General features: G+C 66.0%; 21 protein-coding genes. 10 read left to right on the forward strand and 11 right to left on the reverse strand.

Features of this window, described 5'->3' with window-relative positions; genetic code table 11:
- Positions 1-40: 40 nt before the first annotated feature.
- Both yccS and dbpA read right to left on the reverse strand, forming a co-directional pair.
- Positions 41-2,236: a YccS family putative transporter gene (yccS, locus tag IB261_RS02405; protein ID WP_081519640.1), complete on the reverse strand. Its 2,196-nt coding sequence runs from the start codon at positions 2,234-2,236 to the stop codon at positions 41-43.
- A gap of 186 nt (positions 2,237-2,422) precedes the next feature.
- Entirely contained in the window at positions 2,423-3,799 is a 1,377-nt protein-coding gene (dbpA, locus tag IB261_RS02410) for an ATP-dependent RNA helicase DbpA (RefSeq protein ID WP_192383322.1), read from the reverse strand.
- A 321-nt stretch (positions 3,800-4,120) separates the two neighbouring features.
- Between dbpA and IB261_RS02415 the strand changes: the two genes are divergently transcribed.
- Together IB261_RS02415 and rloA3 are read left to right on the forward strand one after the other, a co-directional pair.
- Positions 4,121-4,330: a cold-shock protein gene (locus IB261_RS02415; RefSeq protein ID WP_081519642.1), complete on the forward strand. Its 210-nt coding sequence runs from the start codon at positions 4,121-4,123 to the stop codon at positions 4,328-4,330.
- Positions 4,331-4,425: 95 nt separating this feature from the next.
- A complete protein-coding gene (gene rloA3 / locus IB261_RS02420) occupies positions 4,426-4,935 on the forward strand; it encodes a retropepsin-like aspartic peptidase RloA3 (protein ID WP_151189080.1) in 510 nt (169 codons plus the stop codon).
- Here rloA3 and mdtD read toward each other — a convergent pair whose 3' ends face one another.
- Positions 4,936-6,372 (reverse strand): multidrug transporter subunit MdtD, encoded by a 1,437-nt coding sequence (gene mdtD, locus IB261_RS02425; protein ID WP_081519644.1) that lies wholly within the window; start codon positions 6,370-6,372, stop codon positions 4,936-4,938.
- 286 nt (positions 6,373-6,658) lie between these two features.
- Between mdtD and IB261_RS02430 the strand changes: the two genes are divergently transcribed.
- Positions 6,659-7,201 carry a DUF2780 domain-containing protein gene (locus IB261_RS02430; RefSeq protein WP_192383321.1) on the forward strand — a complete coding sequence of 181 codons (543 nt, stop codon included), beginning with the start codon at positions 6,659-6,661 and terminating at the stop codon, positions 7,199-7,201.
- Between the two features lie 97 nt (positions 7,202-7,298).
- Positions 7,299-7,859, forward strand: a complete 561-nt coding sequence (locus tag IB261_RS02435; RefSeq protein ID WP_192383320.1) for a DUF2780 domain-containing protein — start codon at positions 7,299-7,301, stop codon at positions 7,857-7,859.
- A gap of 6 nt (positions 7,860-7,865) precedes the next feature.
- Here the strand turns inward: IB261_RS02435 and yihG are convergent, their stop codons facing one another.
- Positions 7,866-8,750 carry a 1-acylglycerol-3-phosphate O-acyltransferase, YihG family gene (yihG, locus tag IB261_RS02440; RefSeq protein ID WP_192383319.1) on the reverse strand — a complete coding sequence of 295 codons (885 nt, stop codon included), beginning with the start codon at positions 8,748-8,750 and terminating at the stop codon, positions 7,866-7,868.
- A gap of 134 nt (positions 8,751-8,884) precedes the next feature.
- Between yihG and rloA2 the strand changes: the two genes are divergently transcribed.
- From rloA2 to creC, 3 genes are all read left to right on the forward strand, one after another.
- Complete coding sequence (gene rloA2, locus IB261_RS02445; protein WP_081519648.1) at positions 8,885-9,421, forward strand: retropepsin-like aspartic peptidase RloA2; 537 nt, start codon at positions 8,885-8,887, stop codon at positions 9,419-9,421.
- 65 nt (positions 9,422-9,486) lie between these two features.
- Positions 9,487-10,176: a two-component system response regulator CreB gene (creB, locus tag IB261_RS02450; RefSeq protein ID WP_192225459.1), complete on the forward strand. Its 690-nt coding sequence runs from the start codon at positions 9,487-9,489 to the stop codon at positions 10,174-10,176.
- Positions 10,176-11,597, forward strand: coding sequence for a two-component system sensor histidine kinase CreC (gene creC / locus IB261_RS02455; protein WP_192383318.1), 1,422 nt, complete (start codon positions 10,176-10,178; stop codon positions 11,595-11,597). Before creB ends, creC begins: the two co-directional genes overlap by 1 nt.
- Before the next feature lie 5 nt (positions 11,598-11,602).
- Here the strand turns inward: creC and IB261_RS02460 are convergent, their stop codons facing one another.
- Positions 11,603-12,298 carry a hypothetical protein gene (locus IB261_RS02460; protein WP_192383317.1) on the reverse strand — a complete coding sequence of 232 codons (696 nt, stop codon included), beginning with the start codon at positions 12,296-12,298 and terminating at the stop codon, positions 11,603-11,605.
- Entirely contained in the window at positions 12,298-12,708 is a 411-nt protein-coding gene (locus tag IB261_RS02465) for a DUF2628 domain-containing protein (protein ID WP_192383316.1), read from the reverse strand. Before IB261_RS02465 ends, IB261_RS02460 begins: the two co-directional genes overlap by 1 nt.
- A gap of 221 nt (positions 12,709-12,929) precedes the next feature.
- Between IB261_RS02465 and creD the strand changes: the two genes are divergently transcribed.
- Together creD and IB261_RS02475 are read left to right on the forward strand one after the other, a co-directional pair.
- Entirely contained in the window at positions 12,930-14,372 is a 1,443-nt protein-coding gene (gene creD / locus IB261_RS02470; protein ID WP_192383315.1) for a cell envelope integrity protein CreD, read from the forward strand.
- 11 nt (positions 14,373-14,383) lie between these two features.
- Positions 14,384-14,680, forward strand: coding sequence for a hypothetical protein (locus IB261_RS02475; protein ID WP_081519652.1), 297 nt, complete (start codon positions 14,384-14,386; stop codon positions 14,678-14,680).
- Positions 14,681-14,973: 293 nt separating this feature from the next.
- Here IB261_RS02475 and IB261_RS02480 read toward each other — a convergent pair whose 3' ends face one another.
- Complete coding sequence (locus IB261_RS02480; protein ID WP_192225455.1) at positions 14,974-15,597, reverse strand: glutathione S-transferase family protein; 624 nt, start codon at positions 15,595-15,597, stop codon at positions 14,974-14,976.
- Between the two features lie 31 nt (positions 15,598-15,628).
- Positions 15,629-16,594 (reverse strand): Vgb family protein, encoded by a 966-nt coding sequence (locus tag IB261_RS02485; RefSeq protein WP_192383314.1) that lies wholly within the window; start codon positions 16,592-16,594, stop codon positions 15,629-15,631.
- Positions 16,595-16,675: 81 nt separating this feature from the next.
- Between IB261_RS02485 and IB261_RS02490 the strand changes: the two genes are divergently transcribed.
- The gene (locus IB261_RS02490; RefSeq protein ID WP_192383313.1) at positions 16,676-17,533 is read left to right on the forward strand and encodes a protein phosphatase 2C domain-containing protein; all 858 of its coding nucleotides are present in this window, start codon (positions 16,676-16,678) and stop codon (positions 17,531-17,533) included.
- Between the two features lie 130 nt (positions 17,534-17,663).
- Here the strand turns inward: IB261_RS02490 and IB261_RS02495 are convergent, their stop codons facing one another.
- The 3 genes from IB261_RS02495 to IB261_RS02505 form a co-directional block, all read right to left on the reverse strand.
- On the reverse strand, positions 17,664-20,072 hold the full coding sequence (locus IB261_RS02495; RefSeq protein ID WP_081519657.1) for a TonB-dependent siderophore receptor: 2,409 nt from the start codon (positions 20,070-20,072) through the stop codon (positions 17,664-17,666).
- Positions 20,073-20,316: 244 nt separating this feature from the next.
- Positions 20,317-21,279, reverse strand: a complete 963-nt coding sequence (locus IB261_RS02500; protein ID WP_192383312.1) for a FecR domain-containing protein — start codon at positions 21,277-21,279, stop codon at positions 20,317-20,319.
- On the reverse strand, positions 21,276-21,779 hold the full coding sequence (locus tag IB261_RS02505) for an RNA polymerase sigma factor (RefSeq protein ID WP_412548100.1): 504 nt from the start codon (positions 21,777-21,779) through the stop codon (positions 21,276-21,278). Before IB261_RS02505 ends, IB261_RS02500 begins: the two co-directional genes overlap by 4 nt.
- Between the last annotated feature and the right edge of the window lie 162 nt (positions 21,780-21,941).

Raw genomic sequence — 21,941 nt, forward strand, 5'->3', positions numbered from 1 at the left:
GCGGACGGAGTCCGCTCCAACGCAGCTGGAGGTTTCGACGTCAGGCGGCCTCGATCTGTTCCGCGCCGATGTCCTTCTTCAGCAGGTGCGCCGCCAGGGTGCGCAGCGGCGTGAGCTGTCGGCAAATGAGTGCCAGCTGGGTCTGCACCAGCCGGTGGGCGTCGTCCTGTTCCTCGGGCAGTTCTTCCAGACGCTTGGCCAGCGCGTCTTCCTCGTCGCTGTAGATTTCCACCGCGCGTCGTTCGTTGAGGCGCGCGGCGATGTCGTCGAGGCTGCTGGTCAGGCGTTCGGCGGCCTCGGCGATGAGGTCGTCGTTGACGTCCGGCGGCAGCTGGTTGCGGTGCGCGCCGAGGGCGGAGAGGTAACTGAGCAGGGTGTGGGAGAGCACCAGGAAGCGGAAGCCGATCTCCGCGTCCTTACGGAAGTGACCGGGCTCCAGCAGCATGTTCGACAGTGTGGTGGAGAGCGTCGCATCGGCGTTGTGCGCGTTGCGCCGTGCGGTGCGGTAGGCGAGGTCGTCGCGCTTGCCGTTGGCGTACTGCTGCATGATTTCCCGCAGGTAGCGGCTGTTGCACGCCAGGGTGCCGCCGACCAGCCGGTGCAGGCTGCGCCCGTGCCAGTCGGGCAGCACCAGGAATACCGCAATGCCGGCGATCAGCGCGCCGAGCAGGGTATCGAACAGGCGCGGCAGGATCAGCCCGTAGCCGTCGCCCACCTGGTTGAAGCAGAACAGCACCAGCAGGGTGATCGCCGCCGTCGCCAGGGTGTAGCGCGTGCTCCGCGTGGCGAAGAAGGCGACCCCGGCAACCACTGCCAGCAGCGACTGGATCAGCGGGTTGGGGAACAGGTCGATCAGTGCCCAGCCCGCCACCAGGCCGACCAGTGTGCCGAGGATCCGCTGCACCATGCGGATGCGCGTGGCGCCGTAGTTCGGCTGGCAGACGAATACCGTGGTGAGCATGATCCAGTAGCCCTGGGTCGGGTGGATCAGGTGCAGCATGCCGTAGCCGGCGGCCAGTGCCAGCGACAGGCGCAGGGCGTGGCGGAACAGCAGTGAGGTCGGCGAGACCTGCAGGCGGATGCGCTCCAGCGCGTCCTTGAATGAGCGGGGGGAGCGGTCCAGCAGTGTGCTGTCCTGCTCGTCGTCGAGCATGTCCGGATTGCTCGCGCCGCTGAGCTTGCGGTCCAGGGTGGTGAGGTTGGCCGCCAGCGCGCCGAGCGAGCGCAGCAGTCCGCGCCAGGCCGGGTTGCCCTGCTGGCGCAGGTACTCCAGCGAGGCGTTGAGGTCGGCCAGGGCCAGTTCGCTGTCGTTGTAGTCGAACGGGTGGCGCAGCTGGATCGCCTTCGCCAGGGCCTTGCACGCCTTGCCCTGCTGGTTGAGCAGGCGCTGGCAGCGGAACAGCACGTCGCTGTGGAAGAAGGCTTCGGCCAACTGGTTGTATGGGTAGTGCGAGGAGCTGGCGCGCTCGTGGACGTCCTGGGCGATGAAGTAGAGCTTCAGGTAACGGCTGATCTTCGGGCTCGGCCTGCCGTGGGACAGGCGCGCGAGGATGGTTTCCTTGGCCTGGTTGAGCGCCACCACGACCCGCCCGTTCTGCCGCGCCAGCGCCAGGCGCTGGGCTTCGACGTCAAGCTGGCGCAGCGGCTCCAGCAGGGTCGACTTGATCTTCAGGTACTCGCCCAGTTCGAGGAACAGTCTGGCCAGGCTCTGTTGCACCGGCTGGTTGGCGAACAGTGCGTTCCACAGCACCGAGAGCAAGCCGTACCAGAGCGCGCCGGCCACCAGCAGCAGTGGTTCGTGCCAGAAGTCGGTGGGCGTGCCGCCGCGCTGGTCGACGCCGATCATGGTATAGATCGACAGGATCAGGGTCGCCGAGGCGATCGCCGCATAGCGCTCGCCGAGGGCGCCGAGCAGGGTCATGGCGAAGGTCGAGAGCGCGAGCCCGGCGACGAACAGCGGCGGGTAGGGGAACAGCAGTTCCACCGCCAGCGAGGCGATGGTGAAGCACGCGAGGGTCACCAGCAACGCCTGCAGGCGGCCCAGCCAGTGGTCGTCGGTTTCCGCCAGGGCGCTGGCGATGACCCCGAGGAACAGCGGGATCACCAGCTCCGGCCGACCCTGCAGCCAGCACGCGAGCATGACCCCGCTGAGGGCGACGAACACCCGCAGGCTGTAGGCGAACTTGTCCAGCGCCCAGAGGCGCCGCAGAGACTGGAGCAGTGGGGAGGAGAGCATGCGCGTGCGGGACTTCCGGATGTCTGCCGCTCAGACTAGCGGATCGCTCCGGGCGCGGCTATCGCGAGCGCGACAGACCTTGGTGTTGGTGACGTCGAGTGCGGAAATCTGCACCGCAGGTCCCTGCAGGAGCGGGCCATGCACGCGATCGCGCGCATGGCGCGCTCCTGCAGATGAATGCCGAAGTCAGAGGATGCGCGCCTTGAACGAGCGGCCCTTGATCTTGCCTTCGTTGAAGTGCTTCAGCGCCTGCTTGGCGATGTCGCGTTCCACGGCAACAAAGGCCTGGAAGTCGAAGATGGCGATCTTGCCGACCTGGGGGCCCTTGAGCCCCGCGTCGCCGGTCAGCGCGCCGAGGATGTCGCCGGGACGCAGCTTGTCCTTGCGCCCGCCGGCGATGGCCAGGGTGGTCATCGGCGGCAGCAGCGGGGTGTCGTTGGCCTTGAGGAAGTCGATGCGCTCCCAGTTCAGCGGTGCACCCTGCAGGTCTTCGATGGCCTGCGCGCGGTTGGCTTCGGCGGGGGTGACCAGCGACAGCGCCAGGCCCTTTTCGCCGGCACGTCCGCTGCGACCGATCCGATGAATGTGGATCTGCGCATCGCGCGACAGTTCGACGTTGATCACCGCTTCCAGTGCGGCGATGTCCAGCCCGCGCGCGGCCACGTCGGTGGCCACCAGCACGCTGCAGCTGCGGTTGGCGAACATGGTCAGCACCTGGTCGCGCTCGCGCTGCTCCAGATCGCCGTGCAGGGCCAGGGCGGAAATCTTCCGGGCGTTGAGCTGCTCGACCACTTCCATGCACTGCTGGCGGGTATGGCAGAACGCGACGCAGGACTGCGGGCGGAAATGCTGAAGCAGGCGGACGACGGCATCGAGGCGCTGCTTGGGATCGATCTCGTAGAAGTGCTGCTCGATCTGGCTGTCGTCGTGCAGGGCTTCCACTTCCACGCGCTCGGGATTCTTCAGGAACTTCGCCGCCAGCTGGTCGATACCCTCGGGGTAGGTGGCAGAGAACAGCAGGGTCTGCCGGCGCGCCGGCGCCTGGCCGATGATGTCGGCGATGCTGTCGTAGAAGCCCATGTCGAGCATGCGGTCGGCTTCGTCGAGTACCAGGGTGTTCAGGCCATCGAGCTTCAGGGTGCCGCGGCGCAGGTGTTCCTGGATGCGGCCGGGCGTGCCGACCACCACGTGGGCGCCGTGCTCCAGCGAGCCGATCTGCGGGCCGAAAGGCGTGCCGCCGCACAGGGTCAGTACCTTGATGTTGTCGGCGGCGCGGGCCAGGCGGCGGATTTCCTTGGCCACCTGGTCGGCCAGCTCGCGGGTCGGACACAGCACCAGTGCCTGGCAGCCGAAGTAGCGCGGATTCAGCGGGCTGAGCAGACCGATGCCGAAGGCGGCGGTCTTGCCGCTGCCGGTCTTGGCCTGGGCGATCAGGTCGCGGCCCTTGAGGACCGCCGGCAGGGCGGCGGCCTGGATCGGCGTCATCTCGCGATAGCCGAGAGAGTCGAGGTTGGCCAGCAGGTCGGCCGACAGCGCGAGGCTGGAAAATGCAGAGGTGGTCACGAAGGGAGCCCGGGTGAATCCATATGGCCGCGCAGTGTAGCAGGAGAGCACCCTCAGGAGGGCTGAGAAGCTGATATGGCAAGGGTTTGAGGCCACTCGTCCGATTTTCTCCAGGTGCTGATCCGCGGTTTTTTCAAGAGATTCGCTTTCCGCAGATTTTTGTCGTAGAGTTTCCGGACTGTGTTTGCATGGGTCGCCGTCGATCGTGACCTGATGCGGTCGGTTATTCCACCCCGTCCTGCTCGACTCCTTGTAACTCCTTGCAACTCAGTTCCTGGCCATTCGTGGCTAATTTTAAAAATACGTTCCAAGGAGAACACCATGTCGAATCGTCAGAACGGCACCGTCAAGTGGTTCAACGAGACCAAAGGCTACGGCTTCATTACCCCGGAAAGCGGCCCGGACGTGTTCGTACACTTCCGCGCTATCGAAGGTAACGGCTTCAAGACTCTGGCCGAAGGCCAGAAAGTCACCTTCGAAGTCGTGCAGGGCCAGAAAGGCATGCAGGCCGAGCGCGTACAGGTAGCCTAAACGCTTCCTGGCGTCAGCCAAGAAACCCCGGGTGGAAACATCCGGGGTTTTTTATTGCCTATAGTGCCGCCATAGCCTTTCCGGAGCCGCCATCCATGCCATTCACCTTCCGCCTGCTGCTCGCCGGCCTGCTCATTCCGGGCAGTGTCCTTGCCGCCGACGCCCCCGCGCAGCCCGCTACCTGGGGCTGGGTGGAAACGCTCATGCTGATGCCCGAGCAGGCGCCGCTCAAGGCCAAGCTGGACACCGGCGCGCAGACTTCGGTGATGGATGCGCGCAACATCGTCCGGATCAAGAAGAACGGCGAGCGCTGGGTGCAGTACGACGTGATGCTCACCGACCCGGCCACCGGCAAGGAGCAGCGCCTGCCCTTCGAGCGGCGCGTCGAGCGCGTGCTCAAGTTCAAGAACGAGAGCGGCGTCGAGCGCAGCCCGGTGGTGCTGATGGACGTGTGCCTGGGTGGCAAGGTCTACCGCGAGCAGTTCACCCTGCGTGACCGCCAGACCCTGGACTACCCGGTGCTGCTCGGCCGCCGTACCCTGGAACACCTGGGCGCGGTGGACGCCTCGAAGACCCAGACCGTCGCGCCCACCTGCAAGCCCTGATCAGTGTTCGTCGACGCCATGTTCCGGCTCGACCCGGCGTGGCGTGGTGCGACCGTCGTCGGCATTGAGCTGGAAGAAGATCGCCGCCGCCAGCATCGAGAGGATGCCGACGCTGAAGTAGGTCGCGTGGAAGGCTGACAGCACGTCGCCCTGCGCACTTTCCTGATCGCCGTTGAAGCCGCCCAGCAGCGCCGCCGCGCAGGCGATGCCCATGCCGATGGACAGCTGCATGACCACCGAGAGCAGGCTGTTGCCGGCGCTGGCGTTGTCATCGCGCAGGTCGATCAGCGAGAGGGTGTTCATCGCGGTGAACTGCAGCGAGTTGATCCCGCCCAGGACTGCCAGTTGCACCAGCAGCAGCGCGTAGGGAGTGTTCTGGTCCACCAGGCCGAGGCTGGCGATCATCGCGCCCAGCAACAGCGTGTTGCCGACCAGCAGCTTGCGGTAGCCGAACAGGTCCAGCAGTGGTCGCGCCAGCGATTTGATGACCATGGCCGCCAGCGCCATCGGGATCATGGTCATGCCCGCCCGCGACGGCGAGAAGCCCAGGCCGATCTGCAGCAGCAGTGGCGTGAGGAAGGGCAGGGAGCCGCTGCCCAGTCGGGCGAACAGATTGCCCAGGACGCCCACAGCGAAGGTCCGCGTGGCGAACAGCGAGGGCGGGAACAGTGGCGCTTCGATGCGCAGCGCGCGCAGCCAGTAAGCCGCCAGCAGCACCAGCCCGCCCACCAGCAGCAGGACCACGCGCACATGGGGCATGTGCAGCTCGCCCAGCCCCTCCAGGGCGATGGTGATCAGTACCATGGCGCCGCCGAACAGCAGGAAGCCGATCGAGTCGAAACGCGTCGCGCGCACGCCGCGCAGGTCCGGCATCAGGCGCAGGGCGACGATGAAGCCGACCAGCCCCACCGGCAGGTTGATCAGGAAGATCCAGTGCCAGCTGGCGTACTCCACCAGCCAGCCACCCAGGGTCGGTCCGGCCAGTGGACCGAGCAGGCCGGGGATGGTGACGAAGCTGAGGATGCGCACCAGCTCCGTGCGCGGGTACACGCGCAGGATCACCAGGCGCCCCACCGGCATCATCAGCGCGCCGCCGATGCCTTGCACCACGCGGGCGCCGACCAGGGCGCCGAGGCTGGGCGAGAGCGCGCAGAGCAGCGAGCCGAGGCTGAACAGGAAGATCGCAAAGAGGAATACCCGGCGGGTGCCGAAGCGGTCGGAAATCCAGCCGGAGGAGGGAATCAGCAGCGCCACCGTGAGCAGGTAGGCGATCACCACGCCCTGCATGCGCAGCGGGTCTTCTTCCAGCGAGCGGGCCATGCTCGGCAGCGCGGTGTTGAGGATGGTGCCGTCCAGGGCCTGCATGAAGAAGGCGATGGCCACCAGCCAGGGCAGCAGGCGGGCCACGCGGGGCGTGAGGATGAAGGGTTCGCTCATGGTCGGTCCGTCGGGCGGGGATGGCTCTAGCTTAGGGAATCTTTGCCGATCGCGGGGAAAATCGCCGCGGCAGTGGCGAGACGATTCTCCCTCGTCGCCAGCCGGAGTGATTGGACGAATGACCTTTCATTGCCGGCAGGCCGGGAGTTCCCCGGCGCGGCCCCACGACGCCGGACATTTATGTCCCTGTGAACGGAGCGCGTTTTTCCTCCGCTGCGCCTTCCAGGGCGGAACAATGGCCCTGCCTCCCGGTCGATATGGCGTCCGGAACCCCCAGGAGACAGCGATGTCCGTCAAACCCCGTGTCACCCTAGCACTGGCCGCCCTGCTGGCGACTTCCTCCGCGTTCGCCTTCAACCTGGGCGATGCCGCCAAGGCGGTGTCCGGCGCGACCGGCGCCGACACCTCGCGCGTGGCATCCACGCCGCAGACCAGCGGCCTGCTCGGCGCCCTGACCGGCCAGCTCGGCGTCAGCGACGAACAGGCGCTCGGCGGTACCGGCGCGCTGCTGGGCCTGGCGAAGAACAAACTGAGCACCGCCGATTACTCGCAGCTGGCGAAGACCGTTCCCGGCCTCGACAAGCTCACCGGCAGCAATGCGCTGGGCGGCCTCGGTGGCCAGCTTGGCGACCTGGGTGGCGGCGCTTCCAACGGCCTGCTGGGCAACGTCAGCAGCATGGGCGACGTGAGCAAGGCCTTCGGCGCGCTGGGCATGGACCAGGAGATGACCGGCAAATTCTCCAGCGTGCTGCTGGATTACCTCGGCAAGCAGGGCCTGAACAGCAACCTGCTCGGCACCCTGGGCAGCCTCTGGGGCACCGGCGCCTGATATCCGCCAGCCGGCGCGGAACCGCCGCGCCGCGCCCCGGTCCTATCGACGATCCGGCCCCGCCCTGGGGCCGGACATCCGTTTTCCGGAGCCGTCGATGCCCACCCGTTCCGTCGTCTTCCTGGCCGCCTGCCTGGCCGTTTCCCCCGTGTTCGCCGCCACCTTCACCGACACCAGCGAGCCCACCACGCAGGCGCAGAGCGTGCCGCCGGCCGCCAGTGCGCTGCTGGGCAACCTCACCAGGCAGCTGGGTGTCAGCGAGCAGCAGGCTATCGGCGGCACCGGCGCCATGCTGGCGATGGCAATGAACAGCCTGAAGGAAACCGACACGGCGCAACTGCAGAAATCCCTGCCGAACCTCGACCAGCTCGCCGGCAACAGCTCGCTGGGTGATCTGGGCGGGGCGCTGGGCGGTTTCGGTGGACTGGGCAACGCCGCGGCGCTGCTTGGCGGGATCAACAACCTGCAGGACGTCGACCAGATCTTCGGCGTACTGGGCATGGACCAGTCGATGATCGGCCGCTTCGCCGGGGTGATCCTCGACTACTTCACCGAGCAGGGCCTGAGCAGCCAGTTGCTGGGGACGCTCGGCGGACTCTGGGGGACGCCGGCGGCCCCGCTGACGCCGGCTGCGCCGGTCGCCGGACGAGGCGCGTAGGGAGCGTCAGAACTCCTGGCGCAGTTGCTCGATGCGCGCATCCTTCTGCTCCCACAACTGCGACACCCAGTGTTGCACGTACTGGCGGAATTCCGGGTCGTTCTCGTAATCGCCCTGCCAGAGCGCGGGGTCGATCTCGCGCGCCTGGATATCGACGATGACGCGCGGCACGCGTCCGCACAGCAGGTCCCAGAAGCCCGGTCGCGGGCCCTTCGGATAGACCAGGGTGACGTCCAGCAGGGTATCGAGCTGCTCACCCAGTGCCGCCAGGACGAAGGCCACGCCGCCGGCCTTGGGTTTGAGCAGGTTCTGGTAGGGCGACTGCTGCTGGGCCTGCTTGGCCGGGGTGAAGCGCGTGCCTTCGAGGTAGTTCACCACGGTCACCGGCATGCGCTTGAACTTCTCGCAGGCCGCCCTGGTGATCTCCAGGTCCTTGCCCTTGAGCTCCGGGTGCTTCTCCAGGAAGGACTTGCTGTAACGCTTCATGAAGGGATAGTCGAGCGCCCAGAAGGCCAGGCCGAGGAAGGGCACCCAGATCAGCTCCTTCTTCAGGAAGAACTTGAAGTAGGGCGTCTTGCGGTTGAACGCCTGCACCAGCGCCGGAATGTCGACCCAGGACTGGTGGTTGCTGATCACCAGGTAGGAGGTGTCGCCGCGCAGTTGGGCGGCGCCGCGGATGTCCCACACGGTCGGGGTCATCAGGGCGAAGATGGCCTTGTCGATCTCCGCCCAGGTCTCGGCGATCCACATCACCCCGCGTGAGCAGGCGTCCTTCGCGGCCTGGCCGGGGATGACCAGCTTGAGCAGCGCGATCAGCATCATCGGCCCGATCAGGATCAGGGTATTGAGCAACAGCAGGAGGCTGGCGATGACGCCTTTGACTGCCGGCATGGGGTCCATTCCTTGTGCGACGGTGGCGCGGCCATGATACGCAGACAATTGTCCCGGCCCAAGCGGCGCGGGTATGGCGAACCAATGGCTGCCGTGCTAGTCCTATGCGACGTAATCCACCCCGGAGATTTCGCGTGAAACGCGCCCTCGCTCTGCTTTCGCTTCTCTCTGTGGCCGGCATCGCACTGCCCGGCCTCGCCCTGGCCGCCGAGACCAAGCTCTACGGCCGCTACGAATGGGTCAGCCTGCCCGAACTCGACCAGACCCTGCAGGCCAAGATGGACACCGGCGCCTACACCTCGTCGCTGTCGGCCAAGGACATCCAGATCTTCCAGCGCGACGGCGAGGACTGGGTGCGCTTCAAGCTGGCCACCAAGGACGGCGGCGACTCGGTGTACGAGCACAAGCTCTCGCGCATCTCGAAGATCAAGAACCGCACCGAATCCGCCGGCGAGGACGAAGAGGAAGAGGCCAGCCCCGGCCTCAGCCAGCGCCCGGTGATCGAGCTGCCGGTGTGCCTGGGCGGCGACCAGCGCACCATCGAGGTCAACCTCACCGATCGCAGCCACTTCAACTACCCGTTCCTGATGGGCACCAAGGGCCTGCGCAAATTCCACGTCGCGGTGGACCCGGGCGAGCGCTTCGTCGCCGGCAAGCCGAGCTGCTCCTGATCCTCGATTGACGCGGCGCGGGGCATGATGGACCCTTCCGGAACTTTCCCGGGAATCGGAATCCCATGCCCCACATCCTCATCGTCGAAGATGAAGCCGCCATCGCCGACACGCTGCTCTATGCCCTGCAGGCCGAGGGCTTCGAGACCACCTGGCTGAACCTCGCCGGCCCCGCCCTCGAACGCCTGCAGCGTGACGCATTCGACCTGGTCATCCTCGACGTCGGCCTGCCCGACATCAGCGGCTTCGAAGCCTGCAAGCAACTGCGGCGCTTCTCCGAGGTGCCGGTGATCTTCCTCACCGCGCGCAACGCCGAGATCGATCGCGTGGTGGGCCTGGAGATCGGCGCGGACGACTATGTGGTCAAGCCCTTCAGCCCGCGCGAAGTCGCCGCGCGGGTGAAAGCCATCCTCAAGCGCACCGCGCCGCGTGAGGCGCCGGCCACGGTGCCCGCCGGCAACGGCCCGTTCGAGGTGGACGAAGAGCGCTTCCAGATTCGCTACCACGGCCACTCGCTGGCCCTGACCCGCCACGAATTCCGCCTGCTGCAAACGCTGCTGGCGCGCCCCGAACGCGTCTTCAGCCGCGAGCAGTTGCTCGATGCGCTGGGTGTCGCCGCCGATGCGGGCTATGAGCGCAACGTCGACAGCCACATCAAGAGCCTGCGCGCCAAGCTGCGCCAGGTCGTCCCCGCCGCCGAACCGATCCAGACCCACCGCGGCCTGGGCTACAGCTACGCGCCGGACAAGAGCTGATGCGCCTGTCGCTGCGGATATTCCTGGTCTACTTCTTCTTCGTCGGGCTGACCGGCTGGTTCGTCCTGCGCACGGTGATGGACGAGATTCGCCCCGGTGTGCGGCAGTCCAGCGAAGAGACGCTGGTGGATACCGCCAACCTGCTGGCCGAGATTCTCCAGGCCGACGTGAAGAGTGGCACCCTCGACCAGAGCCGGCTGCCCGACATGCTCCGCGCCTACGGCGCGCGCAGCCCGCGGGCCGACATCTGGGGCGTGAACAAGACGGCGGTGAACCACCGCATCTACGTCACCGATGCGCGCGGCATCGTCCTGCTGGACTCCCTCGGCAAGGCGGTGGGCCAGGACTATTCGCGCTGGAATGACGTCTATCGGACGCTCAACGGCGAGTACGGTGCACGTTCCAGCCGCGAGTCGGCGGACGATCCGGAGTCCTCGGTGATGTACGTCGCCGCGCCGATCCGCGACGGCGAGAGGATCATCGGCGTGGTCTCGGTCTCCAAGCCCAACCGCACACTGCAGCCCTACATCGACCGCTCGCAGCGCCGGTTGGCGTGGCTCGGCGCTGGGCTGATCGTGCTCGGCCTGCTGGTGGGCGCGGGGCTGTCCTGGTGGCTGAGCCGCTCGCTGGATCGCCTGACCCGCTACGCCCAGGCGGTGAGCGAGGGCCGGCGCGCCGAGCTGCCGCGCTACCGCGGTGGCGAGATGGCGCAGCTGGCTGGCGCGGTGGAGCGCATGCGCGTGCAACTGGAGGGCAAGGATTACGTCGAGCGCTACGTGCATACCCTGACCCACGAATTGAAGAGCCCGCTGGCGGCGATTCGCGGAGCGGCGGAACTGCTCGAAAGCGAGATGCCTGCCGAGCAGCGTGCGCGCTTCGTCGGCAACATCGCCGGGGAGAGTGAGCGCCTGCAACAACTGATCGAGCGCCTGCTGAACCTCGCCCAGGTGGAGCAGCGCCAGGGACTGGAGGAGCATGTGCCGGTGGCGTTGCACGAGCTGGCGAATGAGCTGATCGACGAACGCATGGCCCGTGTGCAGGGCGTGCTGCTGGAGAACGCGATTCCACAGCAGGCAAGCGTGGTGGGCGAGCGTTTCCTGCTGCGCCAGGCGCTGGGCAACCTGCTGGACAATGCGCTGGATTTCACCCCGACCGGTGGCGTGATTCGCTTCGATGCGCAGCCTGACGGCGAAGGCTGGCGTGTGGAGTTGTTCAACCAGGGCGAAGCGATTCCGGAGTTCGCCCTGCCGCGCCTGACCGAGCGTTTCTACTCACTGCCGCGCCCGCTGAGTGGGCGCAAGAGCACCGGCCTGGGCCTCAACTTCGTTGCCGAGGTGGCGGCGCTGCATGGCGGTGAGCTGAGCGTCGAGAACATCGAGGGTGGTGTGCGCGCGAGTCTGTCGGTGCCGACGAGCCTCTGAGCTGCTCAGTTCTGCCGGCGGCGTTTGAACCGTTTCACGGCAACGACGATGAGTACGATCAGCAGAATCAGCAGAATCAGTGCGCCTGCGAGTATCTGGCCGCTCAATTTGCACAGAGCTTCGTATTGTTCGTCTGCATCGCCAGGGGTCCGAACATAAGGCAGGGTCAGGGAGTCGATGAAGCGTTGCTGCTCCGGGGATGGTTGCTTTCCAGCGGCGCTGAGCAAGTAAAAATGGCCATCCACAAGCAGCATTTGGCCTGAGAGATGGGTTTTTTTCACTGCATCCGTGGACGCGTCCACTGTGAATGCCACTGCTGGGAAACCTTGGCGATACTCAATCTCGTAGCTTTTTTCGGCGGCTTGGTCGTTGTTCTTCAACGCTATGCCATCAAGCATTTCGGGGGTTCTATCGGCCCACATCTCTATGGCCGCATCGGGTGCAGATCTCACGATCCAGTGCATCCAGTGTAACCAGAGTGGAAGTTTTATTTCCGTCAGTGTGTAGATTGCGTCTGGGGTGGGCTGGTATTCCCAACCAGCGAAATCCTCGGATTGAATGGCGTGTGGCTCTCCGGGAAACTCGACGCTGAGTCCATTGAGCTCCTGGCGCGTTCCTGCGAACGCGCCGGTAGCCACCAGCAGAAGCCAAGTGAGCACAGCCAGGAAAAGGCTGGATTGGCGAGCCGATAGTGTGTGCATTACAGCGACCAGGTCTGTTTGCCGAGGACGCGCAGCTCGTAGTAGTAGGCGTTCGTGCGAATACCGCAGATGATCATCAGGGCGGTTGAAATGCCGTTGCCGATGACTCCCAGGCCCAACAGGCCGAAAATGATCTGTGCGAGCACTGCCACGCCGAATACTACCAGGGCTTTTTTCCAGAGGCCGAGAATCAGCAGATAGATGACACCGAAGAAGATCGCGAAGAAGTTCACGGCAACTTTCAGGCGCTGGCCGGCGGGCAAAGCGTTCAGGGCAGCTTTATAGTTATCCGGAACTTTCCAGAATCCATAGGGGAGCCCGTTCTTTTCGAAGAAAGAGAAGCGGTGCTTCCATTTTTCGCTCAGGTCGCCCATTGCGTTGATTTTGTCGGAAATTTCTAGAGTAGACATGGTGCTAGCCTCATTAGGCGGTTGGTGGTTAATGAGGCTGCGATATTCGAAGGATTCGATAAGGTGGTATATCAGGATGACCGGGCGGAGCTGTAGGAAATCTCTCTCAATGGTGATTTGCCCACCCTGAACTCTTCACACAATCTCCATGAAACGCCCGCGATGCTTCCATGAGCGGGCGAGAGAGTATTGACTCGTTCATCGAGTCGAGACTCCCTCCCATGAATCGCACACTGGCTGTAAAACTGGGCGCCATCGCGCTGCTGATCGTCCTCTTGCTGATACCCCTGCTGATGATCGACGGCCTCGTCGACGAGCGTCAGAACTACCGCGACGAAGTCCTGCAGGACATCGCCCGCAGCGCCAGCTACAGCCAGCAGCTCACCGGCCCGCTGGTGGTCGTGCCCTACACCCGCACCATTCGCGGCTGGCGCCTGGACAAGGCAAGCCAGCAGCGCGTGCTGCAGGAGCGCGAGGTGCGCGGGCGGCTGTACTTCCTGCCGGAAGTCTTCAGCCTCGATGGGCAGATGCGCACCGAGCTGCGCCATCGCGGCATCTACGAGGCGCGCCTGTTCCATGCCGAGAGCCAGGTCAGCGGCAGCTTCGTCCTGCCGGCCAACTACGGCATCACCAGCGACCTGGGCAGCTACCGTTTCGACGACCCGCTGCTGGCGGTGGGCATCAGCGACGTGCGCGGCATCGAGAACGCACCGAAGCTGAAGGTCGGTGACGAACTGCGCGACTTCCAGCCGGGCACCCAGAGCCAGTTCCTCGGCAACGGCGTGCATGCGGTGTTGCCACTCAAGGCCAGCGATCACGAGCAGCGCTTCGACTACGCCTTCGAACTGTCGCTGCTGGGCAGCAGCCGCCTGGACATCACCCCGGTCGGCCGCGATAGCCAGGTCAACCTGGTCTCGGACTGGCCGCACCCCAGCTTCGGCGGCGAGTTCCTGCCCACCGAACGCAGCGTCACCGACCAGGGCTTCAGCGCACGCTGGCGCACCAGCTTCTTCGCCACCAACCTGGAGGACCAGCTGCGTGCCTGCACCGCGCCGGCCCAGGCCGATGTCGCCCGTGCGGTCGAAGCGGTCGACCCGGATGCCTCCCGTGCCAGTTCGGCGGAGTGCAGCGAGTTCGGCCAGCACCGCTTCGGCGTGGCGCTGGTGGACCCGGTGGACCAGTACCTGAAGACCGACCGCGCGGTGAAGTACGCGCTGCTGTTCATCGTCCTCACCTTCGCTGGCTTCTTCCTCTTCGAAGTGCTCAAGCGCCTGTCGGTGCACCCGATCCAGTACGCCCTGGTGGGCATGGCGCTGGCGCTGTTCTACCTGCTGCTGCTGTCGCTCTCCGAGCATGTCGGCTTCGAGCTGGCCTACCTGCTGTCCGCTGGCGCGTGTGTCGGGCTGATCGGCTTCTACCTCTGCCACGTGCTGCGCAGCCTGTGGCGCGGAGCCGGGTTCAGCCTCGGGCTGGCCGGGCTCTACGGGATGCTCTACGCGCTGCTCAGCGCCGAGGACTACGCGTTGCTGATGGGTTCGCTGCTGCTGTTCGGCGTGCTCGGTGGCGTGATGGTGCTGACCCGTCACCTGGACTGGTACGGCATCGGCAAGCCCCGCGCAGACGACCTGGAATTTTCCCTGGAAGACGTGCGCGTGCAGCGCTGAGGAGAAGACAAATGCCCAACCTGATGCGTTTTTCCCTGTGTCTGTTCGCCGGCCTGCTGGTCAGTGGCCTGTGCCTGCCGGTGCTGATGCTGCTCGGCCGCTTCGACTGGATCGCCCTGCTGGTGGCCACCGGCAAGCCCCTGGCGCACCTCGCGCTCTTGCTGCCGGGCGAGCTGTGGACGCAACTCACCGGCGTCGAGGATGCGGCGAACAATCCCCATGTGCGCTCCTTCCTGGAGATGTGCATGGGCGTGGCACAGCTCGGCCTGCTGCTGGCGTTGCCGATCTACCGACTGGGGAAGAAGTGATGAGTGCCTGGAGCGGATTGCGCGAGGAGCGCGAAGTGGGCCGGCGGCTGGCGCGGCAGATCGCCGGGTTGTTCGAGCAGGGGCTAAAGCGGCGAGTGGTGCGCGATGAGCGGTTTGAGCGCAGGGTAGTGCGGAGGTCGGTAGCTCACCGTGGTTTCTGGCGCGGAGCCTTCCCCCTCACCCCAACCCTCTCCCAGAGGGAGAGGGGGCTGGGGGGCGCCGGCTGGCGAGTGTGGCCTGCGCCTGAAAGCTCGATTAGCCGGAGCTGGCGTTGTTCTCTGTAGCGGCGAGCGTCAGCCCGGCACCGTCGCCTGCATCGACGGCCGCTGGCTGACCTCGGCGAACCACTGGGCCAGCTGTGGGTGGTCGGCGCGCCAGTCCCAGTGCGGCTGGCGGAAGTCCAGGTAGCCCAGGGCGCAGGCCACGCCGATGGCGGCTATGTCGAAGCGCCCGGCCAGTTCGGCGTGGGCCGGGCCGTCGAAGTAGGCGAGGGTGCGGACTATCTTCAGCTGCTGGTTGTCCAGCCATTTGTCCCAGTGTTTTTCCTGCGGGCGCATGGCGGTTTCGTAGCGGATCAGCACGGCCGCATCGAGCACCGCGTCCGCCAGCGAGGCGAGGGTGAGGCGACGCCAGCGTGCTGCGCCCTCGCGGGGGATCAGCGGCTCGCCACTATGCTGCTGGTCGAGGTATTCGAGGATCACCCGGCTGTCGTGCAGGCTCTGGCCATCGGCCAGGTGCAGGGCGGGAATCTTGCCGGCAGGGTTGTCATGCAGCACGCCGGCGTCTGGTGCGATGGGCGTGTGGACGGCGGCGTACAGCTCCACAGAGTCGACCTGGCCGGTCTCGTGCAGCAGGACCATGACCTTGCGCACGAAGGGCGAAGCGGCGGCGTGGAACAGGACGGGGCGGGTACTCATCGACAGCAACTCCTGGGGTTCGGTCATCGGTTCAATCGCGGATCAGCACCAGGCGATCGGTGCCGGATTCGGCGCCCCACACTTCGCCGGGGCGGCCAAGCAGCTGGCGGACGTTGGCGTGTTCGTGATCGCTGGGGAAGGCCGTGAATTTCTCGCTCTGCGGGTCGAAGCGCAGCAGCGCATTGGCGGAAAAATCGCTCAGCCATACCTGGTCCATGGCATCGACGTAGACCGCATAAGGCTGCGGATGATCGCCCGGCAGCTTCCAGGTTTTCCACTGGTTGTCGCTGGGGTCGAAGCGCGCCAGGCTCCCGGCGTTCCACTGGCTGACCCAGAGTCGCCCCACGGAATCCGCCCAGAGCCGGCGCGGGCCGCCGTCCTTGCTTGGCGCATCGAAGGGGGTGGCGCTGCCTTCGATGCCGTCGATCTGGCCGATGTAGTTGCCCGCCAGCGAGGCGTACCAGAGGCCGCCATCCGGAGCCACGGCGATGCCGTACGGGCCCTTGCCGCGCGGCGCCGGCCAGACCTTCAGGTCGCGGCTGTCCGGGTCGAGACGACCGTAGAAACCGTTCTGCCCGGTGAACCACAGCACGCCGTCGTCATCGAATACCGCAGTGTTGAGGTTGGCGTTGGCCGCCTCCTTGGGCAGCGGGATGACTTCCACCCCCAGGCGCTGCGCATCCACATGGACGATGGCGTTCTGGCCACTGTCGGTGATCCAGGCATCGCCGTTGCCATCGGCGATCACGCCGTGGGGGCTGGAACCCTTGCCCAGGCTGATCTGTTCGGTCTGCCCGGTCTGCGGATCGAGCCGGCCGAGCACGCCGAGCTTCTGCGCGGTGTACCAGACCTTGCCGTCCTCGGTGGGCGCCACATCGTGCGGGCCGGAGCCCTTGGGCAGGTCGAAGTACTTCACCTCGGCGGCATGGGCGCCGGTGGCCAGCAGCAGGCCGGTCAGGAGCAGGCCGCTCAGGGGACGGGACAGGACGCGAAGCATGGGGCTCTCCTTGGCAGGGTCCGGAATCAGGTGAGACTGTACGCCGGTCAGTGTGGCCGACGAAACGAAGGAGAAGGGCTTGTGACGACGATTTCCGTACGCGGGGCGGCCTGCCGCCAGGGTTCGCCGGTGAACGACGATGCCATCGGCTACACCGCGCAGGCGGCCTGGGTGCTGGATGGTGCGACCAGTCTCGGGCAGGGGCTGGTGGGTGGCGAGAGTGACGCGCGCTGGCTCGCACAGAGCGCCAATGCGCACCTGCAGCGCTTGCTGGAGGAGCAGCCGTATCGACCGACCGACGAGCTGCTGGCGCAATTGCAGGCGGGCATCGCTGCGGACTTCCAGCGTGACTCCGGCGTGGCCGTGAGCCTGGATCTCAACCTGCCCACCGCTTGCCTGAGCCTGCTGCGGGTACTGGGCGACGGCTCGCTGGAGTTGCTCAATCTCTGCGATACCTGCATCCACCTGGCCTGGGACGATGGCTGCGTCGAGAGCTTCGGCGATACGCCGCTGGAAGAGATCGATCGCCAGTCAGTGCAGCGCCTGCTGGCGCTGCGCGAGGCGAATCCGGACTGGAGCCATGCGCAACTCTGGCAGGCCAGTCGCGAATGGGTGCGGCGCAACCGTACGCTGGCCAACACGCCGGAAGGCTACTGGTGCCTCGACCCGAGCGAGCGCTGGATTCCCCACGTGCAACGCCGGGTGCTCGCCCCTGCGGGGCTGAAGGCGTTCATGCTGGTCACCGATGGCTTCGACCGGTTACTGGATTTCCGTCGCTACGATCTGGATGCGCTGTTCGCAGCTTTACCCGAGCGGGGCGTAGAGGCGCTGATCGATGAACTGCGCGCGCTGGAAAGCGCCGATGACCAGGCGCTGGATTATCCGCGTCTGAAGATCCATGACGATGCGAGCGTGGTCTGGGGAGAAGTGGTGCGTTGAGCAGGGCCCGCGTTGCGCGGGCCACCGGGAGCGTAGGGCGAATAACCTGGAACAGGTTATCCGCCGTTGTGCCGGCGGATAACGCTGGCGCGTTATGCGCCCTACGGGTGCCTGTGGCGCTGCGTGGGCGTCAGAACTTGTAGTTGACGCTGGCAACCACGTTGCGACGGTCGCCGTAGTAGCAGTAGAAGCCGTCGCAGGTGGAGATGTATTCCTTGTCGAATACGTTGTTGGCGTTCAGCGCGACGTTCAGGCCGTTGAGGCTGTTGTCGAGGCGGCCGAGGTCGTAGTGCACCGCAGCGTCATAGAGGGTGTAGGAGCCGGTGTCGCCGTCAGACTTGTCGCGCACGTAGCCCATGCTGCCGATGGCGATGTTGTGGGTCTCGCCGACGTAGCGGGTGCCGAAGCCCAGGCCGAAACCGTCGAGCAGACCGTCATGCCAGGTATAGTCGGCCCACAGCGAGGCCTGGTTTTCCGGGGTGAGCGGCAGCGGACGGTTCTTGTCCAGCGGATTGGCGACCTTGGTCATCTTGCTGTTGGCATAGGTGTAGGCGGCGGTCACCTTGAGGTTCTCGTTGACGTTGCCGACGGCCTCCAGTTCGAAGCCGCGGACCTGCGCTTCACCCACCGGGCGGCTGATGAAGTCGCTGCCGGTGAGGACGATGTTCTTGCGGGTCAGGTCGTAGACGGCGGCGCTGAGCATCAGGTCGGTGCCCACTGGCTGGTATTTCACGCCCAGTTCGTACTGCTTGCCGGTGCTCGGCTCGAAGGCCGCGCCGTTGGTGCCACCGGCTTCGGTCTGGAACGACTCGGCATAGGACACGTAGGGCGCCACGCCATTGTCGAACACGTAGCTGAGTGCCGCATTGCCGCTGAAATTGCTGTCGCGGCGGGTATCGGTAGCGCCATCGGCGTTATAGAACTTCGAACCGGTGTGGGCCCAGTCCTGGCGTCCGCCGAGGGTCAGGCGCCAGTTGTCGAGGGCGATCTGGTCCTGCGCGTACAGGCCGGTATCGCGCATCTTCTGGTTGTAGTCGTTGTACGCGGTGTAGACGACGTTGCTGAAGTCCTGGCCGTAGATCGGCTTGCTGATGTTGCTGGTCGGCGCGGCGCCGTACAGCCACTTGTAGTTGGTGTTGGCGCGCTGGTGATCCAGGCCCAGCAGCAGGGTGTGCTTGAGCGGGCCGGTGGAAAAGTCGGCCTGCAGATTGTTGTCGATGGCGAACTGGCTGATGTCTTCGTCGACCACGTTGGCGCCACGGGACAGGGTGCCGTCGTCGGCCACCGAGGTCGCGCTGCCGCCGGCGGTAATGCCCTGGAAGGACAGGTCGCTCTTGGTGTAGCGCAGGTTCTGACGGAACTGCCAGACGTCGTTGATGCGGTGCTCGAAGGCGTAGCCCAGGGCGTAGTAGGTCTTGTCGTAGAACTCCCAGTCCGGGTCACCGAGGTTCTCGTGGTACTTCACCTCGCCTGCCGGGGTGGACAGCTTGGTGCCCTGCAGCGGCAGGAACTGGCTGGTGATGCCGGTGTCGTCGCGGTTGAACTGGGAGAGGAAGGTCAGCTTGGTGTCTTCGTCGAAGTTCCAGGTCAGGCTCGGGGCAATGTTGTAGCGCTTGTTGTCGACGTGATCGACCTGAGTGTTGCTGTCGCGCACCACACCGCTGACGCGGTAGAGCAGGTTGCCGGCATCGTCGACCTTGCCGGTGCTGTCGAAGGAAATCTGCTTGTGCTCGTAGCTGCCGACCTGCAGTTGCACTTCATGGCTGCTCTCGGCCTCGGGGCGGCGGCTGGTCATGTCCAGCAGGCCGCCGGGCGGGGTCTGGCCGTAAAGCGAGGACGCCGGACCGCGCAGCAGGGCGACGCGCTCCAGGTCCCAGGTTTCCAGCTTTGGCATCACGTAGGAGCCCTTGGGCAGCGGCAGGCCGTCGAGGAACTGGGTCGGTTCGAAGCCGCGCACCTTCAGCCATTCGGCGCGGGTGTCGTTGCCGTAGCTGCTGGCGATCACGCCGGGCATGTAGCGTACCGCGTCGTCCAGGCTCTGCACGTTGCGGTCCTGCATCTGCTCGCGGGTGGCCACGGAGATGGAACGCGGGGCTTCCAGCAGCGGGGTGTCGGTCTTGGTGCCGGCGCGGGTGCGGGTGGCAAGGTAGCCGACGGTCGGGCCGTCCGGATCTTCCTGGGTGCCGCTGATGGTGGTGGCCGACATCGACAGGGTGTCGCTGGGCACCGGGCGCAGGCTGTAGCTGCCCGATTCGCTTTCCACCAGTTCCAGCCCGCTGCCCTGCAGCGCCTGGCGCAGCGCGCCGGCGGCATCGTAGCGACCCTGCACGGCGTGTGCGCTGCGGCCCTGGGCCAGCGCCGGGTCGAGGCTCAGCGACAGACCGGCTTCGGCGGCGATGCGGTTGAGGGTGCTGGCGAGCGGGCCGGCGGGTACCTGGTAGTCACGCACGGCTTCGGCGGCGACGGCCGAAGAGGTGGCCAGCAGGATAGCGGTGGCCAGCAGGCAGGGGCGGAGCGACAGTTCGAACGGGCGGCGCATTGAAAACGACTCCTGAATGAAAACGGTTCTCGATGCCTCCTTGCCGGACGAGAATTGAAAAGTGATAGGGCTGGGTGAAAATAATTTTGCGGATTGAACCCCCTCAGTTCGGCAGGTTCTTTCTGGGCCGGTCCTGATCTGATCGTCCGAGCTGGGCTTCTCTCTCCCTAACCCTCTCCCTTCAGGGCGAGGGCGGGGGAGAGGGCCGCGGCCGCGCAGGATTTCCGTGAGGGCACGGGCTTTCTCAGCCGCGCGGCACCACGCGCGACCACCACTGGCCGTGCTTCTCTATGCGCACCGGCAGCGTCGGCTCCAGCGAGCTGAGCGCCAGGTCGATGTTCTTCAGCGGGAAGCTGCCGGTGATGCGCAGGTCCGCCAGCGCCGGGTCCACTGCCAGGTAGCCGGGGCTGTAGCGCGCCAGCTGGTCGATCAGCTCGCCCAGGCGCACGTTGTCCACTACCAGCATGCCGTGGGTCCAGGCATCGGCAGTGGCGCTGTTGGCCTCTAGCGCGCCGAAGCCGTCGGCGCGCACACGCACCTGCTGGCCCTGGTTGACCACGCGTTCATCCGGCAGTCGCTCCGGGCGTGCGGCTACGGCGGACTGCAGGACGCTCAGCAAGGTGCTGTCGCTGTCGTCGCGCTCCACCAGGAAGCGCGTGCCGAGGGCGCGCAGGCGGCCTTCGTCGGTTTCGACGATGAACGGGCGGCTGTCGCCGTGGGCGGTCTCCACCAGGATTTCGCCGCTGAGCAGGACAATGCGCCGCTGCTCGGCGTCGAAGCGCACATCGACGGCGGTGCGGCTGTTGAGCACCAGCCGGGTGTTGTCCGGCAGGCGCAGTTCGCGTTGCTCGCCGGTGGCTGTCACCAGGTCGGAGAAGGCATAGCGCACCGGCGTGTAGCGGTTGCCGACACCCAGCGCCAGCGCGCCGACCAGCAGCAACGACAAGCTGGTGCCAGCCAGGCGCCGGACTTTGCGCCGGGATTCGCCCGGCGAGCGCAGCAAGGCGTTGCGTGCCGCCTTGGGCGCGGCGCCGGCGAGGCTGCGGTCGAGCATGCCCAGCTGGCTCCAGGCGCGGGCGTGTTCGCTGTGGGCCGAGTGCCAGCGGGCAAAAGCGGCTTCATCGTCCGGACGCGATTCGCCGGAGCCCAGGCGCAGCTGCCAGCTGATCGCCTCGTCCAGTATCTGCAGGGAAACCGGTCCCTTCACGTCGGCTCGCCGTACAGCGCGATGTAGCACTGGCGCAGGCCCTGGGCGATGTACTGGCGCACGCGCGGTACGGAAACGCCCAGTTGCTCGGCGATTTCGGCGTGGCCCAGGCCGTCCAGGCGGTTGAGCAGGAAGGCGCTGCGCGCGCGGGTGGACAGCTTGCCCAGCAGACGGTCGATCTCGCGCAGGTCGGCGAGGATCAGGCAGTGGTCTTCGGCGGAGGGCTGCACTGCTTCGGGCAGGCATTTCAGTTCGTCGAGGTAGGCCTGTTCGAGCGCCACGCGGCGCCAGTGGTCCACCAGCAGGCCCTTGGCGACGGTCACCAGGAAGGCGCGCGGTTCGCGCAGGGAGGGCAGCTCGCGACGGCCGAGCACGCGAACGAAGGTGTCCTGGCTCAGGTCTTCGGCGCGCTGCGGACAGCCCAGGCTGCGATTCAGCCAGGCAGTCAACCAGTCGCGGTGATCGCGATACAAGGCGCCAACGAGTTCGCCGCTACCCATCTGGATGGCCGACAAGCTACTCCCCCAATGATCTCGAATGGGATCAAGTTAAAAAACGATAACCATTCGCAAATGATCGCAAAGTGCAGTCATGCGCGCAATTGGCACCCGTCGGCTTTTGCTGCCGGTCGCCCGCTTTTCGGCGTCGTTCTACAATCGGAC

This window comes from Pseudomonas sp. PDM20, from assembly GCF_014852575.3.
Classification (GTDB): Bacteria; Pseudomonadota; Gammaproteobacteria; order Pseudomonadales; family Pseudomonadaceae; genus Pseudomonas.

Excerpts from the sequence above, each read along its gene's own strand:
- IB261_RS02495 (WP_081519657.1), bottom strand. The coding sequence starts at position 20,072 with ATGCGCCGCCCGTTCGAACTGTCGCTCCGCCCCTGCCTGCTGGCCACC.
- IB261_RS02480 (WP_192225455.1), bottom strand. The coding sequence starts at position 15,597 with ATGAGTACCCGCCCCGTCCTGTTCCACGCCGCCGCTTCGCCCTTCGTG.
- IB261_RS02430 (WP_192383321.1), top strand. The coding sequence starts at position 6,659 with ATGTCCGTCAAACCCCGTGTCACCCTAGCACTGGCCGCCCTGCTGGCG.
- IB261_RS02505 (WP_412548100.1), bottom strand. The coding sequence starts at position 21,779 with ATGGGTAGCGGCGAACTCGTTGGCGCCTTGTATCGCGATCACCGCGAC.
- IB261_RS02475 (WP_081519652.1), top strand. The coding sequence starts at position 14,384 with ATGCCCAACCTGATGCGTTTTTCCCTGTGTCTGTTCGCCGGCCTGCTG.
- rloA3 (WP_151189080.1), top strand. The coding sequence starts at position 4,426 with ATGCCATTCACCTTCCGCCTGCTGCTCGCCGGCCTGCTCATTCCGGGC.
- yccS (WP_081519640.1), bottom strand. The coding sequence starts at position 2,236 with ATGCTCTCCTCCCCACTGCTCCAGTCTCTGCGGCGCCTCTGGGCGCTG.
- creB (WP_192225459.1), top strand. The coding sequence starts at position 9,487 with ATGCCCCACATCCTCATCGTCGAAGATGAAGCCGCCATCGCCGACACG.
- IB261_RS02435 (WP_192383320.1), top strand. The coding sequence starts at position 7,299 with ATGCCCACCCGTTCCGTCGTCTTCCTGGCCGCCTGCCTGGCCGTTTCC.
- mdtD (WP_081519644.1), bottom strand. The coding sequence starts at position 6,372 with ATGAGCGAACCCTTCATCCTCACGCCCCGCGTGGCCCGCCTGCTGCCC.
- yihG (WP_192383319.1), bottom strand. The coding sequence starts at position 8,750 with ATGCCGGCAGTCAAAGGCGTCATCGCCAGCCTCCTGCTGTTGCTCAAT.
- creC (WP_192383318.1), top strand. The coding sequence starts at position 10,176 with ATGCGCCTGTCGCTGCGGATATTCCTGGTCTACTTCTTCTTCGTCGGG.
- creD (WP_192383315.1), top strand. The coding sequence starts at position 12,930 with ATGAATCGCACACTGGCTGTAAAACTGGGCGCCATCGCGCTGCTGATC.
- IB261_RS02460 (WP_192383317.1), bottom strand. The coding sequence starts at position 12,298 with ATGCACACACTATCGGCTCGCCAATCCAGCCTTTTCCTGGCTGTGCTC.
- IB261_RS02415 (WP_081519642.1), top strand. The coding sequence starts at position 4,121 with ATGTCGAATCGTCAGAACGGCACCGTCAAGTGGTTCAACGAGACCAAA.
- IB261_RS02485 (WP_192383314.1), bottom strand. The coding sequence starts at position 16,594 with ATGCTTCGCGTCCTGTCCCGTCCCCTGAGCGGCCTGCTCCTGACCGGC.
- IB261_RS02465 (WP_192383316.1), bottom strand. The coding sequence starts at position 12,708 with ATGTCTACTCTAGAAATTTCCGACAAAATCAACGCAATGGGCGACCTG.